Below are 22,010 nucleotides of genomic sequence, written 5' to 3'. Positions count from 1 at the left end.
TCTAAACCTAACCCTAAACTCACCCCATACATACCACCCGCACATTACGGCCCACACCATACGTTTCGCACATTACTACCTAAGTTACTACTTCGGCGTATGTGCCTCTTCACTACACCCGTCTACAATTCCGCAGATGCCTGCTTTAACAAATCAGCCAACCATTCATAGTCCGGCGTATCTTTTTCCTTGAGTTTGATCGTTTTTCGTTCTTCCGGGCCTTCAAATATCCCATCGGGGAGATCGAGTCCAGTTGCATTGAAGATGGTGAAAGACATGGCTTGTTTGGAAGGCGAGATGACCGCAGCGTACTTTCCGTTTTTCAAAAAATGAGGTTTCTTGTATTGTACGCGTTCTTGTACGTCAGGGATGGTATCATGCACTAACTGGCGCAATTGTTCAGCGACATGTACTTGCCAGGGGATCTGAATCTGTTCAATAAACGCAGTAACTTCTGCATTTTTGGTCATACTTGTTCACCCTCCGTATGGATCTGATTGTGTGTTTCCCATTCTGGTCTTAGGATTCCCATCATCAAGCGGTCATAACGCTTACCATCACGATATACAGCTGAGCGTGCCCGACCTTCCAACTGAAAACCAACCTTTTCATAGGAACGGATTGCTTTGGCATTGTAGGCGATGACATCGAGACCAACTCGGTCCAGATTCATCTCATGGAACGCATATCGTAAAATAAGATTCAACGCTTCCGTGCCATATCCCTTGTTGCGATGTTTGGCAAGTCCGATGCCAATGGCAAGCTGTCCGCAGCGGTTGTTCCATTCAATGCCATGAATGACGACAAAACCAATCAGCGTATCCTCTTCATGCGTGCGAAGTCTGAAGTAAACTTCCTTGTTCTTCGTTTCGCCCTCATCCTCCAACTGTTTCTCCGAATAGGGAATGGCCAGGTCAGTATCCACATTCCGAAGGTACTCCGGGTCTTCGTTCCATTGCAACATGGTCTGCACGTCTTCAGAGCGTGGTGGCGTCATCTTTAATCGTTTGCTATAAAACAGGTTATCCGTAGTGAGTGTCATAGGGTTCTCCTTTAAATTAAGTTAAGCTTGCTTCACCTTAGTTCCACGTTTAACTCTATGTATATTTCGCAATAGACCTCGCCCCTTTGGCATATGATAGCCTCATCATACTGGAAATTATAGGTGAATCACAATAGCGTATTTCAGTGGATATAAGTAACCTCTTGTGATAAAACCTAACACGGTAGTAAGATAAAATGATTGATATACATTCAGTGATAAAACCAATAAAAATGTCGGCGGGAGTGGTACGTTATGGAGATCAAAGTGGATGATTTGAGTGGAGTCCAAGTTAAGGCTTTAATTGCGGAGCACTTGCAAGGGATGGCAGCAGATTCGCCTCCAGAAAGTATTCATGCGTTGAATCTGGACGGACTCAAGGAGCCCGAAATTACTTTTTGGTGTGCTTGGGAAGGGGACGACTTGCTCGGCTGCGGGGCTATCAAAGAACTTGATCCAGAGCATGCAGAGTTGAAGTCGATGCGTACCGCTTCGGCTCATCTGAGAAAAGGCGTAGCGAGAAAAATTTTGGCGCATATTATGGAGGTTGCCACAGACCGTGGTTATAAGCGAATCAGTCTGGAGACGGGTTCAATGGATTCATTTATCCCGGCACGGAAGTTGTATGAAGATTTCGGATTTGAATATTGCGAACCATTCGCGGATTATGTATTGGACCCGAACAGCACGTTTATGACGAGAGCAATTTAAATGGATTTACATGAGAAACCAGTATTCTGTTTTTTTACAGGACGCTGGTTTTTTAATTTTGCAACATATTGTACATTTTAAGAGATGGAAAAAGAGTAGAATAAACTAAATAATACAGCATTAAAGTAACGTGGCCTTATGACGAAGAATGTGGAGGGAGTCGTGCATGATATATTGGTGGTTCGATGATATGAATCCGCTTTTTGCTGTCTTGGTGTTATGTCCCATCATTGCAGCGGTGCTTGGAATATGCAGTTATTTTGCCAAAGGGTTTAGACTTTGGGGAGCGCTGATTATATCTTTTATGCTGCCTTTGTTGTATATCGCGAGTAGTCTTTCAACAATGGGTAGTAACATAGGCGCTTGGTTCATCTATGGGGCAGTGTACAGTTTGATCAGCTGGATTGTACATAGATTGCTTCATGCGATTGTGGGGTATAAAACATAGGTTATGTCCATATATGTTTGGGATGAATTGGCCATAAGGAACTTCTGGGCTGATTGATGGACAATAGGGTATACTGGACATTATGTCTATGAAACAAGACAGCATTACAGACGTTTTTTACATCAGGAGGACTTGAATTGGCTCAGACAGAAGGAACACTACAAAAGAAGCTTAAACCAAGACACATCAGTTTTATGGCTATGGGTGGTGTCATTGGAACGGGAATTTTCAAAGGCAGTGCAGAGACGATTGGACTCGCGGGTCCGGGCGTTATTGTCACATACATTTTTGCCGGATTATTGCTGCTGGTTGTTATGGCCGCGATGGCGGAGATGGCTACGGTGTACAAGAACAAAAATATGAAAGACTTCGTGCAGGAGGCATTTGGTAGCAGAGTTTCCTTTGTTATGGGATGGATGTACTGCTTTCTATGGTTATCGGTGTGTGTCATTGAGGTGATTGCCGCCGGGAGCTTTTTGCAGTATTGGTTCAGTGAAGTACCGCTGTGGATGCTGAGTCTGGCTTGTGCAGCGTTCATTATACTGGTTAATCTGTTAAGTGTAGGTGTGTTTGGGGAATTTGAGTTTTGGCTGGCCGGGATCAAAATTGCCATGATCATTATTTTTATCTTCCTGGGTGCAGGATTGATCTTTGGCATTATCCCAAGTGATAACACGCCATATCTGCAAAATTATACGCAAGCAGGCGGATTCTTCCCGAACGGATGGTCATCGATCTTCTCGGCACTGCTTGTGGTCATGTTCTCCTATGGGGGATCGGAGCTGATTGGTCTGACCCTGACCGAGACGGAAAATGCAGAAAAGGTTATGCCCAAAATCGTGGGCAATTTCATGCTCAGAATTATTCTGTTCTTCACCTTGCCGATTCTCATCATCTGTGGTCTTATCCCATGGAATGAGATCGGGCCGGAGAGCAGTCCATTTGTTCAGGTGCTTGCATCCACGGGACTGCCGGGAGCAGCACACATAATGAACTTTATTTTGGTGACTGCCGTTCTGTCTGCTGCGAATTCAGGGATCTATGGTGCATCCCGGATGATGCACTCCATGGCAGTGGGTGGGGAAGCTCCGAAGGCATTGTCACAGACGAATCGCAATGGTAGCCCTGTTAACACACTTCTGGTGTGCTCAGTGGTTTTGCTCGGAGGTTCCTTGCTTGGCCTGTTCGCGCAGGATCAACTGTTCCGCGTATTGCTCGCAGTTCCGGGGTTTGTCGTAATCCTTGTGTGGATCTGTATTGCCTCATCACAGTTGAAACTGCGGAAGAGATATCCGGTTCAACCGACCTTCAAAGTTTGGGGATTCCCTTATATAACCGGAGTCGTGGTACTATGTCTTAGTGTGATTGCGGTGATGTTTGTGTTTGATGAAGGGAATCGGTTCAGCATTAGTATCTGTCTTGCCGTGCTCGCGTTGCTGATTATCTGGTCCCTGATTCGATTCAGAAGGACGAATAAACAAACAGTTTAGTATGAATGGGTAGTATACAAATGTAGAACAACACGACATCTCGGCGCTTGTGCCGGGGTGTTTTTTTGTAGGCACTAAGGAAACGATTTTATTTTGGAACTAGAACCTCTGTTTTTGTTATAACTGGGACAAATTAGGGGTAATACGAACTAGATAAATAAACCGGCAGTCTCTACGAAATGATCTGTGTTCACTTTATAATAAAAGCCCATCTGTACATATGAATCTTATAGCATTCTAAACAACAAATGTTCGTATAACAACGAAATATATTTAGAACGAGGTCTCACATGACAACGATAAAAGTAACTCCTGAACAGTTGATATCTGTCTCGAAACAATTTACAACAGCTCAGAATCAGGTTTTTCAGATGAATAACATCTTGAAACAACATTTATTCGAAATCGAAAGACAGTGGGATGGTAGTACGAAGGAAAGGTTTTATGTTGATTTTATAGTTGCGCAGCGGGTGATGGATGACTTTGTCTCACTATCTTTATCCATTGCGAAGGAGCTTGAAGGGCATGCGGAGAAATTCAGACTTGCTGATCAGCAAGATGTACAATCCTATGATGCGAGTTGCGCACCACCACCGCCAGATGAATGCAGGGCACCAGCAACCGACACCCGTCATGCTTTTCAGAAGTCTGCTGATAGTTTAGTCGAATTGGGACAAGCCTTTATGCAATCTGCGGATGATCGATATCAAAAGCGTTATGATAGTGTAGGTGGTTTTCTGGATTATTGGACATTTGGTATTCCAAGTGGTCTTGTTCAGGGGTATGTAGACAGGGCGGATAAAGCATTCAACTCCCCGAATGATGCTGCCAACTGGCTCACGTTTGGTATCCATGGGACGATACGGGAAGCTACCTTTCCGACCAATGCCTGGTCCAGTGAACACTGGGCAAATATGATTGGGTTGGGAGGTCTAATGGTTGGAGGGGGTTATGCCTCCACGATGATCAAGCCGCATAATCTTCTGACTTCGTCGGGAGGCGGCGCGAAGATTAATTCATTCAATCGTCCGCCTGGTACAGGGCAGTTAACAGGTAGTTTTAATGGACATAAAGATCAACGCCTTCGAGTTCTGGATAACATTGCTGAGAGTAAAAAGGCGAGAGAATCCTCTAAGTTTTCCGACTATCTGGAGAAGGAAAAAGAGGCGGGGACAGGGGATTATCGACAAATTTCATCAGATGGTTTAAGAAATGAAATAGAACTAACAGATGCTCAGAAAACTGAATTGGTTAGTTACTCTGTAAGATTAGGTTTTCCGGAAGAGAATATAGTATTTCGAGAACATTGGAATACCGGTATGATGTATGACAGACTGTATATCAATACAGATGTTTTACCAGCAGAGTCTCTTGGAATAGGCACATTAAGTGCGAATACACGTGTTTCGGGTAGAGCTACTATAGCTCATGAGATTATTGGACATTATGAAGCGTTTAAAAGCGGAAAAGCTTTTGAACTATATAATCTTGATGATGCAACGTATGCGCGAAATTTTGCGTTGGACGAAGCACAAGCCAGTATAAGAGCAGCGAGATTTGCCCCAGAGTTAACTTCTATAGAGAGAATGACACTACTCAGAGATGCGATTACGAGATTGAAAAATGCAGATCTCCGTGTAAAGGATGTAAAAAACGAACTTTATATTCAACATAGATAGAAGGAGAAGGGATTGTAAATATGTATAAATTAATGAATGTTGGAGATATTTTTGAATCGTCAGAATATGGAACTATTTTAGTGGGAATCAATCCTGATCTTGATAATCTGAGCCATGATCAAATTAAAAAGCGAATCAATAATTATATTTTTATACGAACACCCGACAATAAAGAATTTTCAATAGAAGTGGTTTCAATACAAATCTCAAGTTCGTTAATGAATAAAAAAAGCATTGGTATATGTGTTGGTAAATCAATAAGCCAATCCGAGATCCCTATTAACTCAGTAGTGTATACACAAAACTCCTAATACTGATCCAATGAACAAAGCTACCACGGCCATGATAGCGTTTTTATGTAAACCCAATATTTTCTTGCCTAATTCGACATATTCGTTTACTATTTTCCCATACATAGTGCTTCAAGCATGCGTTTTTTGGGTAGCGCCTAGTCAAAAAGGCTTGGGTTCACGGGAGAGGAAGAGGAGCGGATGATTGGTTTTTTTAGAAAACGTTTGGTTGTGCGCATTGTTGCAGTAGTCACACTGGTCATTACGATTATAGCCGTTGGAAGCATGCTGTTACAGGTGGCCAATATGAAACTAGCTGCGCAGGAGGCCATTTCGAGTTACAACATCCAGATTGCTCAGAGTTATGTGAATCAGCTGGATACAGCATCTTATGCCGAGTTTGCCAAGGACCCCAAGGAGAATGACGAATTCTTGAAGATTCGTGATGAACTGGATGACTTTCGCGTAAGCATTGGTGCAATGTATGTGTATTTCGTCAAAATAGATGACAAAGGTACGCCACTTATTATGGTGGACGGTATGAAGGATACAGATAAAGCCTCACCGATTAATGAAGTTACGGATGTCCCTCAGGAGGCTGTTCAGAAGCTGTTGCAGGGGCAAACAGCCAGTTCTTCGATCATTAACAATGAGGAGTACGGCGACTATATTTCCTCTTACGCTCCCATGCTGGATAGTAATGGCGCTGTAACAGGTGTAATTGGGATCGATACGGCGGTATCGGTGATCGGAAGTATAGAATCGGATATTATGAAATCGAGTATCCCTTTCTATGCCTTGTTGCTACTAATTACACTTATAGGCATTGCTGTTGTCACGTGGTTTATCGTAAGAGGACTGCGGCCACTTCAACCGCTGAAGGCGAGTGTGGAAAAAATGGCACAGGGTGAGCTTGCAGAAGCGAACCAAATTTTGACGTCGTATCGTTTGCGCAGCCAAGATGAGATTGGAACAACATATCAAGCGATGATACATATGTCCGGTAACTTGAATAAGATTGTGAGTAACATGGTTGAAGGCGTAGTAGTAACCACAGATATTTTATCGGAATCAACGAAGGAATTTAATCGCAGTACCGAAGAGATGCTTGAGATGGGCAAGACGGTTGATCAATCTGTCGAACAGATTAGGCAGGGTGCACATACGCAGAAGCAGGGTGCAAGCGATAGCGCGCATGCGATGGAAGAGATCGCAAAAGGCATAACGGATATATCCGAATCCTCGATGGTTGTATCGGATGCGGCATCAAGTGCGCTTTCTACGGCGGAGTCCGGTAAACAGAGCATGACACTGATGAAAACACAGATGGAGAGCATCTCAAATGTCTCAAGTGAAGTTGTAGCGATGGTTCAGGTGCTGAACAACTACTCCCAGGAAATTGGTGGTGCCCTGCACACGGTTCGTGACTTTGCGAGTCAGACGAAGCTACTTGCGCTTAATGCATCCATAGAGGCAGCACATGCAGGAGAACACGGCAAAGGTTTTGCGGTTGTGGCGGATGAAGTTCGGAAGCTTGCTGAGGCCTCAAGCACATCCATGGAACGGATCTCCGACTTGCTGCTTCGTATTCAACAAGAATCACAGCAGATTGGCTCACAGATGGGGGTTACTGCAACCGAGATTGGAGAAGGGGTTACAATTACCGCAGAAGCGGAGCAAGCTTTCGCTCATGTAGTTGACGCGTTCCAACTGGTAACCAGTCGCATTCAGGAAGTCTCCGCTGCGGCAGAGGAAATCTCGGCAGGTTCGGAAGAGGCCGCAGCCTCCGTCAATACGATCTCGCAGATCTCAGCCGGGGTGTCGGATCATTCGGATGAAATCTATCGCTTAATGCGCGAACAGTCGGCCATGTTCAACAGGGTGGCACAGACCTCCACCATGCTGGAGCAGCAGACGAACGAGATGAGTGAAGCTGTACGTAAAGTTAAAGTATAGTTTGAGTAAGGTGTAGTAATAGTAACGCAAGAGATAGTCAGAAAAGTGTTCCACTCTTGGAGAAGTTGGTGTTCATCCCAAACTTCCTTCAAAGGGTGGAGCACTTTTTTAGATTTAAACTTTTAAATGATCCAGTTCTATCGCCTGTCTGAAGCGTTGGGCAAATCGTTCTGCGGCTACGGCGGACTCCTTGGACTCCGTCTGCACGAAGCCAATCTGCATTTTCGGTTGATCGATTCCAGCGATCTCTACCATCTTCACCAGACCTTCTTTCCATAAGGGATTTTGGTGAAAGGAAAAGTCGTGACCAATCGTGGCGGCAATATCGTTTCTTAACACCATGTTGATGGCTTCTGAATTATTTGTTTTAAACAGAATGGACAGAGGTCCATGATCATAGGTGAATTCCTTGATGAAGTCTTCGATGAAACCATCTCGATACAGTGCCAGCTTGTGTTCTTTTAATTGATCCGGTGTAACACGGCTGTGCTTGGCAAGTTCAGACAGGTGATGAGTACCAACTACCAGCTTGCCCGAATACATGGGACTGAAGTGAAGTCCATCGAATTCCCGCAATTGTTTGGCATAGATCGCGATAAAGCCCAGATGGGTTTTGTTGTTGCGAATATCTTCAATAATTTCCATGGACCCTTTCTCTTCAATGGAGATATTAAGTTGCGGGTGCTCACGCTTCATATCCGCAGCAGACTGGACAAGATAGGGCATAACACTTGGAAAAGTAGCCACATGAAGCTCTCCGCTAAGTGATGAGGCTTCTGCGTTCAGGGATTTCAATTCATCAATCCGCTGTAAAATATCCAGTGCCTTGGCAATGAATTGTTTGCCTTCGGGAGTGGGATGAGTTCCCTGCCGCGAGCGTTCGAATAGGATGATACCCAATTCTTTCTCCAGACGATGCACCGATTGGCTGATCGCCGATTGTGTGACATGTAGATGTTCCGAGGCGGCGGAGAATGATTTCGTTTTCGCAATTTCAACGACATATTCGAGCTGTTCCAGATTCATGATTTCATCTCCGTTTAGCATTAATACAACTAATGTTAACATTAGTATCTATAAATATGAATAATACATGAACAGCGATATAATATATAGACAATCATACAAAGGGGATGAACTTCATGAAAGCAGCAGTATGGTACGGCCATAAAGACGTGCGTGTGGAAGAGCGGGAGGTTCCGGTTGCTCAAGCGGGTCAAGTCAAAATCAAAGTGGAATATGCAGGGATCTGCGGCAGTGACTTGCATGCCTATCATCATGGTGTAGGAATTCAAGAAGGCGAGAATCATCCGCTCTCAGGACAGAAAGCACCGTTGACATTGGGTCATGAATTTGCAGGAACCGTAAGTGAATTGGGGAGTAATGTAAGCGGTGTCAGTGTAGGGGATCGAGTTGTGGTTGAGCCGTTGTACCATTGTGGAAAATGTGACTACTGTATCCAGGGGCGTTACAACCAGTGTACTCAATTTGGATTCGTTGGACTGAATGGTGATGGTGGTTTTGCAGAGTATGTTGTTGTTGAAGCATACATGGTTCATCCCATCCCGGATAACGTAACTTTCGAAGAAGGTGCGCTTGTAGAGCCTACAGCCGTAGCCTTTCACGCGGTTCGTCACAGCAAGCTGAAAGTGGGGAACAAAGTAGCCGTATATGGAGCAGGTCCAATTGGATTATTGACCATTCTGTCTGCCAAAGCAGCAGGAGCCTCTGAAATCTATGCAGTCGATGTATTTGAGGAACGTCTGGACCTGGCAGCCAAGCTGGGAGCGATTCCGGTGAACAGTGCCAAAGTCAATGCAACAGAGGTGATCCTGCAACAATCGGGCGGCATTGATGTAGCTTATGAAGCAGCGGGTGTGCAACCAACGATGGATAGCGCCATTGCGGTTGTCAAAAAAGGCGGAGAAGTTGTTGTCATCGCAGCGATTCCAAATCCGCTTCAAGTGAACTTCTTCGATCTTCTGGTCAAAGAAGCGAATCTAACGGCAACGCTGGCATATCGCCACATTTTCCCTGAAGTGATTTCATTAATTGCTGAAGGGTCGCTCGATGTGAAACAGGTCATCACCAAGAAAATCAAACTGGACGATATCGTGCAGGAAGGGCTTGAGCTGTTAATGAGCGACAAGAGCCATGCGAAGATTTTGGTGGAGATTGGCGGTTAAAAAATCAGTAGCGAAGTGTCATTTCAAATGTTGATTGATCATTTATAAATGTAAAACAGACCGTCATGAAGATGATCGGTCTGTTTTACATTTCATTCTCTGCTCCCTGATCCCGTGTTGCTGTTAACCTCCACTAGGAATCATAACGGTAGCAGATCGCCTTGCCCCCGCTACTCTCGGAGCTGAACTCCTTATCCTCTGTAAATCCGAAACGCTCATATAAACGGATGGCATTGACCATCTGACCGCCCGTATATAAATACACCGTATTTTTGCCCATTTCTTTGGCAGAGTCTACGCATTGCTGGAGCAATACTCTGGCAATCCCGTGACCTCTCCATTTTGGATCAACACCCAGCAGCCGAATAAACGGATAATCGATTGGCAATTCAAAGTTTGGATAAGCGTTGCGTGCTGTTTCGAATAATTGGACTGTACCGACAATCTGATCATCAATTTTCGCGATCCATAATTGTGTCAGGTACGGATTAACCACAGACTCTCGAATATCTTTTAGGTAGGCCTCCCATCGTTCATTTTGCTCAAAAGTCTCCCGATACTCGGCATAACTTGCAACAAGGATATCTACAATCTCTGGATGGTCTGCTTCTGTGGCAGGATGAATCGTAACGGCAGCCGTTGTCATCTTATAATTCCTCTTCTCTTATGGGTTAAGTATGGAATATAGTTTTCTTGCATTTTACCATAACGGATTCAATCCGATTCATTCAAATTTTCTATAGGTAACTCAGTCATTTCTATAGATCGTAGCGCATCAGCGATTGAGCTGTGTGGAATACAGATGATTGCGATATTCGGTTGGCGTATTGCCTTCGTATTGCTTGAACATGCGCAGGAATAGCTTGTAGTCGGAGAAGCCGCACTGTCCGGCGATTTCTTTTACACTGGCATTGGTGTTGAGCAGCAATTGTTTTGCCCGGCGAATACGTTCTGTGAGGATATAGGTTTTGAGTCCAGTACCTTTCTCGCGTTTCACCATTTTGGAGATATAGTCTTTGTTAAAATTAAAATTTTCCGCAATCTGACTCACCGTGATGTTTGTATGCAGATGAATATCGACCCACTTGCAGATATGGTCCACAATCGCATTGTGCGGACGATAATCCGCCTCTATATTCCGCTCCAGTTCTCTGAATAACAATAACAAAGCAGCGTTGGATTCCTCCGGTGAGAAGGATGACACATGCAGCAACTGCTTGAATAACTGATTGGCCATGGAAGGTACCTGAATGGTGGCATGTGTCCTAAAGCGACTGATTTCTGCCTGCAAGGCATCATAGTGAACCCAGTAGAAGCTCACGGGGGCGTCGCTGATCTGGTAGCCATAGTGGGTGCGACCAGCGCGCAGAAACAACAGATCGTTGGCACGAACTACATATTGTTCCTCTTCCTCCGCGATGTACATCTCACCTTCCAGCATCAAAATGATCTCATGCACAGGCATGCCGCGTCTCATGTGGCTCCAGTTGCCTTCGGATATGAACTTGCCGCACAGGTAATGTTCCAGTGGCTTTTGCATAGGACGGATTTATCCACCTTTTCTTGGATTATGAGTCTGATGTAATTGTATTTTATTTGATAATATGAGGATATTCAAGCTTTACAGTAGATTGATGAGTATTAGTCATATGGAACAGAACACGGATTTTACCCCTTAAGAATGAATGGATATCTATTACATCCCGAGAAGGAGTGAGTGTAATGATTGATACGAAAAAAGGATTTCTGGGACCGGAACATGTAGATCTGTTAAATGGTGTGTTTCAAACATCACAAGAGGTGGGGGAGCGTTACCTGTTATCGCTGGATATTGATCGATTCCTGGCTCCATGCTTCGAAGCGCATGGTTTACCTGCCCGAAAAGAGCGCTACGCGGGTTGGGAGGCACGTACCATCAGCGGACATTCTCTCGGACATTATCTGTCTGCCCTGGCTGTGACGTATCAGGCAACCGGGAATATCACGTTAAAAGAAAGACTGGATTATGCGGTCACCGAACTGGCGAGAATCCAGCAGACCACGGGGAGCGGGTATATCGGTGGTTTGTCCGAAGAACCTTTCCACATGGCTTTTCGAGCAGAGAATATCGGTGGATTCAATATCGGTGAATACTGGGTTCCCTGGTACAGTGTGCACAAAATCTATCGCGGCCTGATTGACGCCCATAAACTCACTGGCAACGGACAGGCACTTGATGTAGTTACTCGATTTGCAGACTGGGCGGTCGAAGGATTGCTCCCGATGACAGAAGAACAGATGCAGACGATGCTTCAAAGTGAACACGGGGGCATGAATGAAGTATTCGCACACTTGTATGGGATTACCGGTAAAGCCTTATATCTTGAGATCGCTAACAAGTTCACCCATCAATTGATCCTGAGACCCTTGGAGCACAAACAGGACGATCTTCAAGGCAAACACGCCAATACTCAGATTCCTAAAGTGATCGGTGCAGCCGAGATCTACAACCAGGATCACTCCCGCGAGAGTTACCGGACAGCGGCAGAATTTTTCTGGGATACGACCATTCATCATCGTTCCTATGTATTTGGTGCGACGAGTATTTCGGAGCATTACGAAGCAAAGGGCATGGAGAGTCTTGGCATCAAAACAGGAGAGAGCTGTTGTACTCACAACATGTTACATCTAACGAAGCAACTCTTCGCCTGGAATCACGATAGCGCCTACATGGACTATTATGAAAACGCCATCTATAATCACATCCTTGGCACGCAGGACCCGGATACGGGGAACAAAACGTATTTTGCATCAACGCTGCAAGGCCACTACAAAATCTATGGAACTCACGACACCGCCTGGTGGTGCTGCACAGGATCAGGTATGGAGAACCCGGGCAAATATGCCGAGGCGATCTATTTTGAAGATGAACAGGACCTGTACGTCAACCTGTATATCGCTTCCCAGCTGGATTGGACGTCTCAGGGAATATCCCTGAAGCTCGAAACCGACTTTCCTTATTCGGAAAAGGTGACCCTGACGATCACCGGAGGCAACGCCTCGGCTCATCTAAGATTACGCGTGCCCTCATGGCTGCAACAGCCAATGACGGCAACCGTCAATGGGGATACGGAACATCCGTATACACGGATGGAACCCGGCTATCTTTCCATCGAGCGCACATGGACAACGGGCGATGTCATCACCATCACACTGCCGATGTCACTCCGCCAGTACACTGCCCGGGATGATTCCCACAAAGTGGCATTCCTGTACGGCCCGATAGTACTCGCTGGTGCACTAGGAAATGAGGGTCTTCCGGAGGATACGATTGTGGACGAAACAGCTCTAAATCCCAAGACTGCACCTGTACCTGTGATCTGGACGGAGCAGGATGATGTACGAGAGTGGATCAAGGTTGTGGATGCAGACACGTTAACATTTGAACTTAGCAAAGATGTTACTTCCACAGGCGAAGCCGTGAAGCTCATTCCGTTCTATGATGTGCATCATGAGTTCTATACGGTCTATTGGCCGCTTAACGATGCGGGAGATGCACTGGAGAAGCAGTTAAATGATATCACCATCGACAGAGTACAGCCTGACGGCCAGCAGGATGAGATTGGACATCATCTGGATAGCAATTGCCGTGGGGAGCACCACAACGGTTCAACCACAGATGGCCGTAAGAAGTTGCATATGTGGCGAGAAGCTTTTGGCGTCAGTGGGGCTTACTTCAGTTACCAACTGGCAGTGGATCGTGAGGCAACCAATTATCTATGTGTGGCCTATTGGGGCGGAGATCATTCCGCGTTTAAACGGGAAGGTAAGTTATATGACAGACAATTCGCCATTACCGTGGATGGAACACTCATCGGTGAGCAGCGAATTCATATGAACAAGATTGGCGAAGTGTTCTATGTGACCTACGATATTCCTGAGGCCGTAACATCAGGTAAAGACAGCGTTAAGGTAATGTTCCAGGCGAAGGGCGACAATGGATGTGCCGGGAAAGTTGTAGAGGTGCGCACCACGCGAAGCAAACCGGAATCCATCTTTTCGTGATAAGAGGCATGGTGTGAAAAGGCGCAAACACAATGTTATAATGAAAACAAAAATACGGTTAGTTGGAAGAGGAGGATCGAAGTGTGGCAAAACCCGACAATAAAGGTACTTATAGCTTTCAGGATTGGTTAACATGGGAAGGATCATGGGAATTAATTAACGGCAGAGCTTTTAATATCTCGCCAGTACCTACTTCATCGCACCAGTTTATTGTGGGTGAGCTGCACTTCTCTTTGCGGACTTTTTTTCAGAATCGGAAATGTTTCGTGTTTGTTGCCCCTTTTGATGTGTATTTTAGCGAAAATGAACAATATGACCTACCAGATCAAGTTGTACAGCCTGATTTATCGGTAGTGTGCTCCAAAGACCAGATATCCAAAAGTGGCTGTCACGGTGCGCCTTCTTTAATTATCGAGGTGTTATCGCCTTCGACTGCGTTAAAGGATTTTAACGAAAAATTTAACTTGTATCAGAAATATGGTGTGAACGAATACTGGATTGTTGACCCCGGCAATCAGACCGTCCATGTATATACATTGGAAGAAGGCAGTTACCAGAACCGTCATCTGTACACAGAGCAAGAAACGATCCAATCCGTGTTGTATCCTGAACTGGAGGTTCCGCTTCAGCATTTGTTCAGGCTAAGCTCGCACGACATTAATATATAAACAGATCAAAAGCTTGTCCCTCGATTGATGAGGGGCAAGCTTTTGTTGTGATATGCTTTTGGAGGAAACATCACCGTTAACGAAGTTGAACATTAATTAAGATACATCTTCACCAGGTTAAGCAGCTCTTGTTCCGTGACATGGCCCTCCCACACGGAGACGGTATATCCATAGGTCTGACCTGTTTTTGCATCCTGGTTCACCCAGTTTATTCCTGAAGGAGAGCCATCAGAGTCCTTTGTAAAGATCATTTCAGTGCCCTTCACGGTAAACTTTTCTTTGATCAGATCAAGTTGATCGTCCCAGTAGGAGGTAGCTGTTCCATGTCCTACACCGTAATTTACAGTCGTCACCGCTATTTTTTTATCCCCCTGCTTGTAAAAGCTGCGGATATGGCGGAAATCGTCAGCGAATTCAATCGGCATCATTGCATAGTCCGTATTGGACGCCAGGGCTTTCTGGCGTAGTTTCTCTGCAATATCGGCCTCTTCTTCCGAGGTCAGGGGTTTCACATCCGTGATCGGTGACATGAAGGCTTCGGCCCATTCAAACGTGTAATCCCCTTCGATTTTATCCAATAGCTTAATATCTGAGTTGTTAACCTTTTTACGCAGGTCTGCTGCATTTTGGAAAATAAAAGGGGTAAAACGCATATCCAATTGATGGTCAGGGTTGTGTGATGCGACATAAATGAGCATGGCGGTTCCTTTATCCAACTTATCATAAGCCTGATTTGCTATGCTGATCCGCTTGCGTTCTTTATCTGAATAATTGGCTATAGCAGGAGCCTCTGATATTGATTTTTCCTGATAGACGACCTCTCCATGACTGTTCTTTAATGAATGATACTTCACTGCTGCAAAACCAGAAGATACCGTCAGCAGCATGCCAGCCAGCACCAATAAACTCACTTTATATTTCACGTAGAACCTCTCCTTTGGTTTGGATTCAGATTGTAGCCTGTGCATCACGCTACTCGTCAGATCCGTCTTGAAATTCGGTGTGTTATGAAAAAGTTCTCTCAGATCCTGATCGTTGTTGTACTCCGTTTTCACGGGGATCATCTCCTTTCGCCAGTGCGTAATAGGTACGGAATTTGGCTGCGGTACGCTCATATTTTTTCCGCAGACTTGGACTGTTCCGCTGAAGAATCTGACTAATCTCCTCATAGCTTTTATCCTCCACACATCTTAGAATCAACAGATTGCGTTCCTCAGCGGATAATCTCGACATCGCCTTCAGCACATATTCATCGAAATAGTTCGCTTCAATTGCCAGATCCACATGTGCATTCTCCTGATCTTTGCGGTAGAAGAGGGGAAGGTATCTTGTTAGCTTTCGTTTGCGTATGACATCAATGCACTGGTTATAGGCGATTTTGTATAGCCAGGCTTCCAGGGACAGGTCGGGTTTAAACTTGTCAAGTGAGCGATAGGCTTTGAGAAATACCTCTTGCCCACTGTCCTCAGCCTCTGTGCGGTGTCCCAGCATGTGATAACAGTAGCGAAAGATCGGTTTTTCATATCGTTGCACAATGATCTCGAATTTCTCTGTCCGCCCTTTTAGCACCTCAACAACGATCTGATGTATGTATGAATAATCCATTGGTTTAGTTTCACCCCCTTACACTCCTTACTACGTATCACCTATCAGCGAATGTGACAGTTGAGTATAAATAGATAGATACAGCTGTATAAAAAATGACACGCCCGCCAAATTTTCACGTATTACCGGATAACTTTTCTTTTTCTCCCACCGATGGTTCCACATAAACGGATCAATTTCCAGAGGTTACAAAATCGGTTCCACGTTGTCCCTGTAAAGATGAAATGGGATAAGCCCAAACCACGTATATTATGAGTATCCAAATATCCAATCATATCCACCTGAGAGCGTTAACATCATGTACAATAAGAATAAGTTGAACAGGAAAATTACGACATGAAGCACCAATATATAACATGAAAGGAGGTCGGATGATTGAACATGATTAAGTACATAAAATTGTTGGGGTTGGTCCTCGGTATTGTGGCTGTGAATGTTCTCGCATTCTCACCTGGCTTTATCGGGCTGAATTTCGAGGAGGGTGCATTCACAACTGCGCTATCCGTTACCCTTCTGTTTGGCAGTGCAATGGCACTCTTATATGGAAGTTACACCTTGCTGTTCAGACAACCGGTAGTGCTGCCCGTGAAGCATATCGAAACGCATGAAGATTATGTGGAAGCACTATCTTTTTATAGACGCATCAAAGTCCTCGAAGAAGATATTACGCTGGGGCTGTCTCAACTTAGCCGGATGAAAAAGAAAAAAGAAACCCTCCTGAACGTGCTTCATCAACGGTTTGATCCCGGAGAACTGAGCTACAAGAAATTTGCTTCGGTCACACTGGAAGTGGAGAAGCTGTTGTATCTGAACATCCGCAGTGTGCTGAACCGGTTGAATGTATTTGATGAAGCTGACTATGCCAACATGATGAAGTCCAAATCCTCCACACTTCCCCAGAAACTTTTTCAAGAAAAAACCAAGGTATACAACGATTATCTGTCTTATGTAAAAAATGCATTACACACCAATGAGGAAATTTTGCTCAAGCTCGATCAGTTGTTACTCGAGATTTCACGCCTCGACAGCTTTGAAGCCGGAGATATTGAACAGATGCCTTGTATGCAGGAGATTGATCAGTTAATCAAGCACACCAAATTATACAGACAGTGAGGGGTTGCTCGTATGGCCAAGAAGGGAAAGTTTTTTTTCATATCGATTGTAATGCTGGTACTTGTATTTGGTCTGGTCTATGCAGGGATTACACTGACGTCGAACTTTGGCAAGTCGACCACACAGGTGAGCACAGAGAATGCAGGTAAGGAACTGGGGAAACTGTATGCGGACATTGCGCCAGCGACGGCGGAACCGGTCAAAGGACAGATTGATCTCGACCCGGTCGATGTGGCAGAATCACTGCCGGATATCTCCAAATTTGCAATTGCCGTAGAGAATACAACAAATGATTACGTCGAAATCTTCTCTTCCCCAGAGAAGTCGGGTAGCGGGGTAGACGGCTGGTTAACCGAAGTGGGCGAGGAGTTCAACAAAGCTAATATTACCGTTGGTGGGAAACAGGTATCAGTCAAAATCCGCAACATTGCCTCCGGTACGGCCACCGATTATATCAAGTCTGGTAAGTATATGCCGGATGCATTCACACCTTCCAATGAACTATGGGGCGAGATGGTTGAGGCTAGTGGGGTGAAGACAGAGATGGTATCCGAGCGATTGGTCGGGAACGTTCCGGGTATTGTTATTTCCAAAGCGAAATATGATGCACTAGTTGATACGTACGGCTCCGTTAATGTAAAAACCGTAACCGAAGCCATTGCCAACAATGAACTCGCGATGGGATATACCGATCCATTTGCCAGCTCCACAGGACTTAATTTCCTGGTGACTGCACTGAATACGTATGACAGCGCCAACCCGCTTGGCGAGAAGGCCATTGAAGGGTTCGAAAAATTCCAGACGAATGTACCGTTTACAGCATCGACAACGATTCAGATGCGGGAAGCTGCCAAGTCAGGCAGACTGGATGCCTTTGTACTCGAATATCAGACGTATGTGAATACCGCTGATCTGAAGAGTGGATACGTCTTTACACCATTTGGTGTGAGACATGATAGCCCGCTGTATGCATTGGGACAATTGCCACAGAACAAACAGGAAATCATCCAAAAGTTTGCAGAATTCGTAACTCAAGCGAAGTACCAACAATCGGCAGAAGAGTTTGGCTTCAACGGTTTGCAGGATTACAAATCCGAGCTGGCTACCGTGGATGGCGGCACGTTGTTGTCTGCACAGAAAGTATGGAAAGAGAAGAAAAACGGTAGTAAACCAATTGCCGCCGTGTTCGTGACAGACGTGTCCGGAAGCATGGACGGCGAACCGCTTAATCGACTGAAGGAGTCCCTACGCAAAGGTCAGAAGTACCTGGGCACTGAGAATAGTATTGGCCTGGTTTCTTATTCTAGCGGGGTAACCGTGAATCTGCCGATTGCCAAGTATGATACGAACCAGCAGTCCATGTTTGTCGGTACAGTTGATAGTCTGCAAGCTGGCGGCGGTACGGCGACCTTTGACGGGATCGTGGTGGCGATGAAGATGCTGGAAGATTATATGGCCGCTAATCCAAACGTGAAGCCGTTGATCTTTGTCCTGAGTGATGGCGAGACCAACGAAGGTCATACCCTGAAGGATATCCGGGATTTGGTCGAGACGTACAAAGTACCAATCTATACGATTGGGTACAACGCGGACATCAAGGCTTTGGAGAGCATCTCCAGCATTAACGAGGCTGCAAGCATCAATGCCGATACCGACGATGTCGTATACAAGATCGGTAACCTGTTTAACGTACAGATGTAATCTAAAGGGGGAACTGTAGATGTCATTTTCAATGGAAATACCGAGCCAGAAGGAAATTCAGAAGGTGATCGAAGAAGAAGTGAAGCCCGTGCCCGCCGAGGTCGCGGAGCTTCAACAAGTGGCAAATGCCAACGTAGAGATGATCATGACACTGGATCTCGAATCCCTGGAGAAGCGCAAAGAAATTCTGCAATCCATTGACGGCTTTGGCATGAATACGATGAGATCCTCTTCTGAGAAAAACGCCTTGCTTCAAGTCTCTGTTGGACATCTGTCCAAGACGGGAGACGAGGGCGGTCAGGTCGCCAAAGGCTTGACCGAGCTGCATATGCAACTGAAGGATCTCGACCCAAGCGTGGTCGACTTTGCCAAGACCGGTTTCCTTGGGAAATTGTTCAATCCGCTTCGCGCCTATTTCCTGAAATACCAGAAGGCTGACGCAGTCATCGCTGACATCGTAACCTCTTTGGATAAAGGCAGATCTACCCTGCGTAACGATAATACAACGCTGGAGATTGAACAGCAGAACCTGCGGGAACTCACCAAACGACTGCAAAAGGAGATTCAGCTTGGCGTGCTTATGGATGAGTCCATCGATGGCCAGATCGAAGCGGCCAAGGTCCGCAATGAAGACCCTGAAAAAGTCCGGTTTATTACGGAAGAAGTGCTGTTTCCGCTCCGTCAGCGGGTCATGGATCTTCAACAAATGCTGGTCGTGAATCAGCAGGGCATCATGGCGATTGAAGTGGTCATCCGCAATAATAAGGAACTGATCCGAGGCGTAGACCGTGCGAAGAATGTAACCATCTCTGCATTGAGAATTGCCGTTACTGTAGCGAGTGCTTTATATAATCAGAAGATTGTATTGCAGAAAATTGAGTTGCTGAACCAGACAACCAATGATCTGATCGCCGGAACATCCAAGATGCTCAAGGATCAGGGAATTGCCATCCAAAAGCAGGCGTATGAAGCCAGCATCTCCGTGGATACGATGAAACAGGCGTTTACCGATGTGCTGTCGGCGCTCGATTCGATTAGTCTTTATAAGCAGGAAGCTCTGCCAAGAATGCGTGAGACGATTAACCAGTTCCGTGAACTTGCGGATACCGGCGAGCAACAGATTCAGCGGTTGGAGAAAGGGCAAAAGCTGGGGCTGTAGTGAGCAGATTAAGGCCAAGGACATAATCTGCCGGAAAAGACTCCCTCGGGAGTCTTTTTTTGATGTCAGCTTTGTATAATTCATGGCATTGCTCGCGGGTACCGAATTTCGACGAAAAGAATCATTCTGATCTACTTATTGCTGATGGGGAGTTGCTTAGTCTTTTAATCCAACAATTGATGGAATCTCCATATACAATTATAGCCAATTGAATTAAAATTAAGTAGGTTTGTAGTCGGGGAGTTGGACTAAATATATACAGAAATAGAGGGATACGATGAAGGGTCAGAAGGTGTTTGCCATACTGCTGGGAGCGTCTATTGTATTGAGCGGTTGTGGCGGGATTGAGATTACCATTAAGGAAGAAGGGAAGAGCCAAGAATTACAGGAGACAACCAAACCAGTTATACAGTCAGATGTAGTTCAAGGCGGAGAGCAGGTAGAGCTAGCGGTTGACTCGAAGAGTGAAGCTCAAACGGAAGTTAACAAGGTTCAAGAAGATACGGCTCAGGAAATAGCAGTAGAGAAGCTTAAGGAAGAAGCAAGCTACGCTGTGTCTGAGACGTCAGCAGAACAAAGTATTGATTATCTGAAGCCAACGTCTTCAGAAATAAATCTGCGCGTTGCACCTAGTATCAATGCAAGATCAGTAGGTATCCTATACCAAGACGATGAAGCTGTATATTTGCACCGCAAAAATTTTGACCCCTCGGACGGTCGTACCTGGTATCAGGTAAGTATTTCGGATGGAAGCATCGGATGGGTGAGCAGTAAAGTGGTGAAGCAATCGGATGGTCGTTATTACGAAGGAAATGCGTATTCCACATCTAAAGCGCAGTTCGTGACCGTATCGGTGGCCCATGCAAATATGCGAGATATACCTTCGATCAACGGATCTGCTGTTGCCGTTGTGGACAAAGGAGATCAATTGGAACACTGGGGCGGTTCCGTTTATGATCCATCGGATGGTCGTACGTGGTACGAAGTATGGACAAGTAGTGGGAAGTACGGATGGATTAGCGGCAAAGTAATCACTTGGTAGACGGGAGACTAGAATCTTTATATACCAACTTTACAAGAGATTCATATTAGCATTTTGCTACATTCACACAGTCTAGACGGACCAGAGCCTGAGGAGCACCAGCTTCTTTGCTGAATTTACTCACTAGGATATGAGAAATACATATATGGAAGATACATCCGCAAATTACGGTTGAACGCAGGGTAACCTGCCGATTCAACCGTTCTTTTTATTTTGACAATATGGATCAACGGCTAAGAAGGAGACTTCTATACAGGGGGACGCCTTAAAGTGTTATCCGGCTTGTAATGGATGATTTTGAACAACTCCTCGGCCATGTAGGTGGGGCTGTGCTTGAAATCCTGTCTGATCCACTCCATGATCATGCCAAATATCGCATGAGATTGGTAGCTTGCCAATATTTCATGGTTGATGTGCGGAGGGAAGATATGATTCAGATCCTGTAAAGCGAGATCCCGAAGAACATCACAGATCATGCGCTGGAAGTTGGAGGAGGCCTCAGATTTCACAACCAGTGTGTAGAATTGTGCGTGTTGGTGTACATGCTCAAATATAGTGATCGCCGAAGAGGGCATCAGATTGACTTCGAACTCTTCCTCATCCTGATAAGGTTTGCGGAAAGAAGTTACCAGATCCTGAATCACATCATCGATAATTTCGTTGAACAGGTCTTCTTTGTACTGATAATGCCTGTAGAAAGTTCCCCGATTCAGGTCGGCTCGCTGCACAATATCCGTAATCGATATTTCTTTAAAGGGATGTTTTTGCATCAAATGGATGAGTGCATCCTTCAGTGCAACCTTTGATTTCTTGATTCTTCGGTCCATCGAATTCATAGTTTCAGACATCTATTTCCTCCTCGCTATATAAGTTGAA

At 45.3% G+C, this 22,010-nt stretch carries 21 protein-coding genes; 13 read left to right on the top strand and 8 right to left on the bottom strand.

Annotation, left to right across the window (positions count from 1 at the left end; all coding sequences use genetic code 11):
* Nucleotides 1–122: 122 nt before the first annotated feature.
* Nucleotides 123–470 (bottom strand): DUF1801 domain-containing protein, encoded by a 348-nt coding sequence (locus tag AC1DE7_RS15115; RefSeq protein ID WP_477534718.1) that lies wholly within the window; start codon nt 468–470, stop codon nt 123–125.
* Nucleotides 467–1,042, bottom strand: coding sequence for a GNAT family N-acetyltransferase (locus AC1DE7_RS15110; RefSeq protein WP_174806482.1), 576 nt, complete (start codon nt 1,040–1,042; stop codon nt 467–469). The genes AC1DE7_RS15115 and AC1DE7_RS15110 overlap by 4 nt, the downstream gene beginning before the upstream one ends.
* A 255-nt stretch (nt 1,043–1,297) precedes the next feature.
* Between AC1DE7_RS15110 and AC1DE7_RS15105 the strand changes: the two genes are divergently transcribed.
* From AC1DE7_RS15105 to AC1DE7_RS15080, 6 genes are all read left to right on the top strand, one after another.
* Nucleotides 1,298–1,753, top strand: coding sequence for a GNAT family N-acetyltransferase (locus AC1DE7_RS15105; RefSeq protein WP_477534717.1), 456 nt, complete (start codon nt 1,298–1,300; stop codon nt 1,751–1,753).
* 166 nt (nt 1,754–1,919) lie between these two features.
* Nucleotides 1,920–2,201 carry a hypothetical protein gene (locus AC1DE7_RS15100; RefSeq protein WP_127550457.1) on the top strand — a complete coding sequence of 94 codons (282 nt, stop codon included), beginning with the start codon at nt 1,920–1,922 and terminating at the stop codon, nt 2,199–2,201.
* Nucleotides 2,202–2,338: 137 nt separating this feature from the next.
* A complete protein-coding gene (locus tag AC1DE7_RS15095; protein ID WP_076253463.1) occupies nt 2,339–3,691 on the top strand; it encodes an amino acid permease in 1,353 nt (450 codons plus the stop codon).
* A gap of 290 nt (nt 3,692–3,981) precedes the next feature.
* On the top strand, nt 3,982–5,370 hold the full coding sequence (locus AC1DE7_RS15090) for a WXG100 family type VII secretion target (RefSeq protein ID WP_477534716.1): 1,389 nt from the start codon (nt 3,982–3,984) through the stop codon (nt 5,368–5,370).
* A 32-nt stretch (nt 5,371–5,402) separates the two neighbouring features.
* Nucleotides 5,403–5,681 carry a hypothetical protein gene (locus tag AC1DE7_RS15085; protein WP_477534715.1) on the top strand — a complete coding sequence of 93 codons (279 nt, stop codon included), beginning with the start codon at nt 5,403–5,405 and terminating at the stop codon, nt 5,679–5,681.
* Nucleotides 5,682–5,891: 210 nt separating this feature from the next.
* Complete coding sequence (locus AC1DE7_RS15080) at nt 5,892–7,616, top strand: methyl-accepting chemotaxis protein (protein ID WP_477534749.1); 1,725 nt, start codon at nt 5,892–5,894, stop codon at nt 7,614–7,616.
* A 114-nt stretch (nt 7,617–7,730) separates the two neighbouring features.
* Here AC1DE7_RS15080 and AC1DE7_RS15075 read toward each other — a convergent pair whose 3' ends face one another.
* Nucleotides 7,731–8,642 (bottom strand): LysR family transcriptional regulator, encoded by a 912-nt coding sequence (locus AC1DE7_RS15075; RefSeq protein ID WP_036606191.1) that lies wholly within the window; start codon nt 8,640–8,642, stop codon nt 7,731–7,733.
* A gap of 116 nt (nt 8,643–8,758) precedes the next feature.
* Between AC1DE7_RS15075 and AC1DE7_RS15070 the strand changes: the two genes are divergently transcribed.
* Nucleotides 8,759–9,802, top strand: coding sequence for a 2,3-butanediol dehydrogenase (locus AC1DE7_RS15070; protein ID WP_477534714.1), 1,044 nt, complete (start codon nt 8,759–8,761; stop codon nt 9,800–9,802).
* A 133-nt stretch (nt 9,803–9,935) separates the two neighbouring features.
* On the opposite strand, the gene AC1DE7_RS15065 is transcribed toward AC1DE7_RS15070, so the two are convergent.
* Both AC1DE7_RS15065 and AC1DE7_RS15060 read right to left on the bottom strand, forming a co-directional pair.
* A complete protein-coding gene (locus AC1DE7_RS15065) occupies nt 9,936–10,448 on the bottom strand; it encodes a GNAT family N-acetyltransferase (RefSeq protein WP_076319355.1) in 513 nt (170 codons plus the stop codon).
* A 129-nt stretch (nt 10,449–10,577) separates the two neighbouring features.
* Entirely contained in the window at nt 10,578–11,342 is a 765-nt protein-coding gene (locus AC1DE7_RS15060; RefSeq protein WP_477534713.1) for a helix-turn-helix transcriptional regulator, read from the bottom strand.
* A gap of 182 nt (nt 11,343–11,524) precedes the next feature.
* On the opposite strand from AC1DE7_RS15060, the gene AC1DE7_RS15055 reads away from it, so the two are divergent.
* Nucleotides 11,525–13,846 carry a beta-L-arabinofuranosidase domain-containing protein gene (locus AC1DE7_RS15055; RefSeq protein WP_477534712.1) on the top strand — a complete coding sequence of 774 codons (2,322 nt, stop codon included), beginning with the start codon at nt 11,525–11,527 and terminating at the stop codon, nt 13,844–13,846.
* 83 nt (nt 13,847–13,929) lie between these two features.
* Nucleotides 13,930–14,514, top strand: a complete 585-nt coding sequence (locus AC1DE7_RS15050; RefSeq protein WP_477534711.1) for a Uma2 family endonuclease — start codon at nt 13,930–13,932, stop codon at nt 14,512–14,514.
* 92 nt (nt 14,515–14,606) lie between these two features.
* On the opposite strand, the gene AC1DE7_RS15045 is transcribed toward AC1DE7_RS15050, so the two are convergent.
* Entirely contained in the window at nt 14,607–15,569 is a 963-nt protein-coding gene (locus AC1DE7_RS15045; protein WP_477534710.1) for a DUF4367 domain-containing protein, read from the bottom strand.
* Entirely contained in the window at nt 15,520–16,119 is a 600-nt protein-coding gene (locus AC1DE7_RS15040) for an RNA polymerase sigma factor (protein WP_076213273.1), read from the bottom strand. Before AC1DE7_RS15040 ends, AC1DE7_RS15045 begins: the two co-directional genes overlap by 50 nt.
* Nucleotides 16,120–16,500: 381 nt before the next feature.
* On the opposite strand from AC1DE7_RS15040, the gene AC1DE7_RS15035 reads away from it, so the two are divergent.
* From AC1DE7_RS15035 to AC1DE7_RS15020, 4 genes are all read left to right on the top strand, one after another.
* Complete coding sequence (locus AC1DE7_RS15035; protein ID WP_477534709.1) at nt 16,501–17,232, top strand: hypothetical protein; 732 nt, start codon at nt 16,501–16,503, stop codon at nt 17,230–17,232.
* 12 nt (nt 17,233–17,244) lie between these two features.
* The gene (locus AC1DE7_RS15030; RefSeq protein ID WP_477534708.1) at nt 17,245–18,933 is read left to right on the top strand and encodes a vWA domain-containing protein; all 1,689 of its coding nucleotides are present in this window, start codon (nt 17,245–17,247) and stop codon (nt 18,931–18,933) included.
* A gap of 19 nt (nt 18,934–18,952) precedes the next feature.
* Nucleotides 18,953–20,092 (top strand): toxic anion resistance protein, encoded by a 1,140-nt coding sequence (locus tag AC1DE7_RS15025; protein ID WP_477534707.1) that lies wholly within the window; start codon nt 18,953–18,955, stop codon nt 20,090–20,092.
* Between the two features lie 277 nt (nt 20,093–20,369).
* Nucleotides 20,370–21,134: an SH3 domain-containing protein gene (locus tag AC1DE7_RS15020; RefSeq protein WP_477534706.1), complete on the top strand. Its 765-nt coding sequence runs from the start codon at nt 20,370–20,372 to the stop codon at nt 21,132–21,134.
* Between the two features lie 248 nt (nt 21,135–21,382).
* Here the strand turns inward: AC1DE7_RS15020 and AC1DE7_RS15015 are convergent, their stop codons facing one another.
* Complete coding sequence (locus tag AC1DE7_RS15015) at nt 21,383–21,982, bottom strand: TetR/AcrR family transcriptional regulator (RefSeq protein WP_477534705.1); 600 nt, start codon at nt 21,980–21,982, stop codon at nt 21,383–21,385.
* Nucleotides 21,983–22,010 lie beyond the last annotated feature (28 nt).

This window comes from Paenibacillus sp. 10L310, from assembly GCF_056395745.1.
Note: the sequence above shows the minus strand (reverse complement) of the source record. Positions and strands in the feature narration are given on the sequence as shown.

Excerpts from the sequence above, each read along its gene's own strand:
- AC1DE7_RS15070 (WP_477534714.1), top strand. The coding sequence starts at position 8,759 with ATGAAAGCAGCAGTATGGTACGGCCATAAAGACGTGCGTGTGGAAGAG.
- AC1DE7_RS15110 (WP_174806482.1), bottom strand. The coding sequence starts at position 1,042 with ATGACACTCACTACGGATAACCTGTTTTATAGCAAACGATTAAAGATG.
- AC1DE7_RS15055 (WP_477534712.1), top strand. The coding sequence starts at position 11,525 with ATGATTGATACGAAAAAAGGATTTCTGGGACCGGAACATGTAGATCTG.
- AC1DE7_RS15040 (WP_076213273.1), bottom strand. The coding sequence starts at position 16,119 with ATGGATTATTCATACATACATCAGATCGTTGTTGAGGTGCTAAAAGGG.
- AC1DE7_RS15020 (WP_477534706.1), top strand. The coding sequence starts at position 20,370 with ATGAAGGGTCAGAAGGTGTTTGCCATACTGCTGGGAGCGTCTATTGTA.
- AC1DE7_RS15015 (WP_477534705.1), bottom strand. The coding sequence starts at position 21,982 with ATGTCTGAAACTATGAATTCGATGGACCGAAGAATCAAGAAATCAAAG.
- AC1DE7_RS15100 (WP_127550457.1), top strand. The coding sequence starts at position 1,920 with ATGATATATTGGTGGTTCGATGATATGAATCCGCTTTTTGCTGTCTTG.
- AC1DE7_RS15030 (WP_477534708.1), top strand. The coding sequence starts at position 17,245 with ATGGCCAAGAAGGGAAAGTTTTTTTTCATATCGATTGTAATGCTGGTA.
- AC1DE7_RS15105 (WP_477534717.1), top strand. The coding sequence starts at position 1,298 with ATGGAGATCAAAGTGGATGATTTGAGTGGAGTCCAAGTTAAGGCTTTA.
- AC1DE7_RS15065 (WP_076319355.1), bottom strand. The coding sequence starts at position 10,448 with ATGACAACGGCTGCCGTTACGATTCATCCTGCCACAGAAGCAGACCAT.
- AC1DE7_RS15115 (WP_477534718.1), bottom strand. The coding sequence starts at position 470 with ATGACCAAAAATGCAGAAGTTACTGCGTTTATTGAACAGATTCAGATC.
- AC1DE7_RS15035 (WP_477534709.1), top strand. The coding sequence starts at position 16,501 with ATGATTAAGTACATAAAATTGTTGGGGTTGGTCCTCGGTATTGTGGCT.
- AC1DE7_RS15060 (WP_477534713.1), bottom strand. The coding sequence starts at position 11,342 with ATGCAAAAGCCACTGGAACATTACCTGTGCGGCAAGTTCATATCCGAA.
- AC1DE7_RS15075 (WP_036606191.1), bottom strand. The coding sequence starts at position 8,642 with ATGAATCTGGAACAGCTCGAATATGTCGTTGAAATTGCGAAAACGAAA.
- AC1DE7_RS15085 (WP_477534715.1), top strand. The coding sequence starts at position 5,403 with ATGAATGTTGGAGATATTTTTGAATCGTCAGAATATGGAACTATTTTA.
- AC1DE7_RS15025 (WP_477534707.1), top strand. The coding sequence starts at position 18,953 with ATGTCATTTTCAATGGAAATACCGAGCCAGAAGGAAATTCAGAAGGTG.
- AC1DE7_RS15090 (WP_477534716.1), top strand. The coding sequence starts at position 3,982 with ATGACAACGATAAAAGTAACTCCTGAACAGTTGATATCTGTCTCGAAA.